This is a genomic window from Vibrio nigripulchritudo ATCC 27043, from assembly GCF_000222685.1.
Taxonomy (GTDB): domain Bacteria; phylum Pseudomonadota; class Gammaproteobacteria; order Enterobacterales; family Vibrionaceae; genus Vibrio; species Vibrio nigripulchritudo.
The window spans coordinates 1-1,285 of record NZ_AFWJ01000210.1 but is presented as its reverse complement, the minus strand read 5'-3'; the positions used below and the strand labels follow the sequence as shown (position 1 = coordinate 1,285).

The 1,285-nt window shown below is 47.0% G+C and carries 1 protein-coding gene; it reads right to left on the bottom strand.

Annotation, left to right across the window (positions count from 1 at the left end; genetic code table 11):
* Positions 1 to 140: 140 nt before the first annotated feature.
* Positions 141 to 1,285: sugar ABC transporter substrate-binding protein (locus RH89_RS15185; protein WP_004403745.1), on the bottom strand; the 1,145-nt coding region annotated here is incomplete at its 5' end.

Genomic DNA, 1,285 nt, shown 5'->3' with positions numbered 1-1,285 from the left:
ATTGGCTCCAAGCAGGGAGACAATTTCTCCCCGCTTGAGGTCGAAGTTTACATCGCTAAGAACGCGAACTCCGTTGAAGGCTTTGTTTATGTTTTTTAGATTGAAGACAACGTCTTTCATTAAACAAACCTCGATTGCGCTTAAGGCTGAGCCGGAACCAGACTTTCAAAGCCCTTCAGATTTGGATCGCTGCGCAGAGAATCCAGATGAGCTGAAAGCTTCGCGGTATCCAGTTCTAACTGCATGCCTTTGCCGTCGCGGCATTTGTGTTCGTAGTAGAACTCACAGATGTTGTTTTTGGTCACCATGACGTGATTCACCAATACAGATTCGGGAATATCTAGACCAGCTAACGACATCAGTGCGATAGGAACCAGATAGTTTCCGTAGCGTTCAGGGAAATAACCCACAGAGGCAACAAAACGATCTTCACTCACTAATGGTTCAAGTTCATCTGCCCCCATACCAACGAATAAGCTTTGATCTTCCCTTTGCGCTTGCTGTACAGCACGCAACATACCCAATGCGGATTGGTCGTTAATCGCAATCCCCATTACTACTGCGTCTTTTGGAATTCGCCCCAGAACGTTTTTCATTTGATTGAACGATTCCTGAAGGGTGTTTTTGGTATCGATAATGATGATGTTATCTTCATTGAAGCCGGGAAGTTTGGCTTGAAAACCTGCTATCTGACCGCCTGTTCTCATGCCCACAACGGCACCGGATTGCGCTAAACCGCCAACAACCAGATACCCTTTACTTACCTTGTCTTCGCCCCATTCAGCTACCGCCGCCTGCGCTAAGAAAGTGCCGCCCATAAATCCGGATTTGGGGTTGTTTGCTCCGAAGAATGTTGCGCCCTTCATCGGAATATCGATGGCAGTAACACCAATACTCTTTTGGTTAAAAGGCTTCATTACTGCGGGACCAAAGTTGATGTCCGTTTGGAACTCGATAGCATAATCCACATTTCGGCGAGCAAACGACTGTGCGTTTTTAAGAGCCGTTGGACCATCAAGACGGTTGTCTGCAATTACCAGCGCAACTCCCGCTTTATTGGCGTTCTTCTCGATCCCTTGTTCAACCTTTACGCCAAAGGCAATGTTTCTTTGAAGATTGGCAAAACCAAACACATATTGTTTGCCATTCTTTGGTGGATTCTTTTCTTTTGCCAGCGCGACCAGATCCGCGTACTCGCTGTCACTGAGCAGTTGCCCTTTCAAAAAATCCGTAGATGCGCTGACACTAACACTGGTTAGCGACAGCGCGACGCCAAACACAAAGC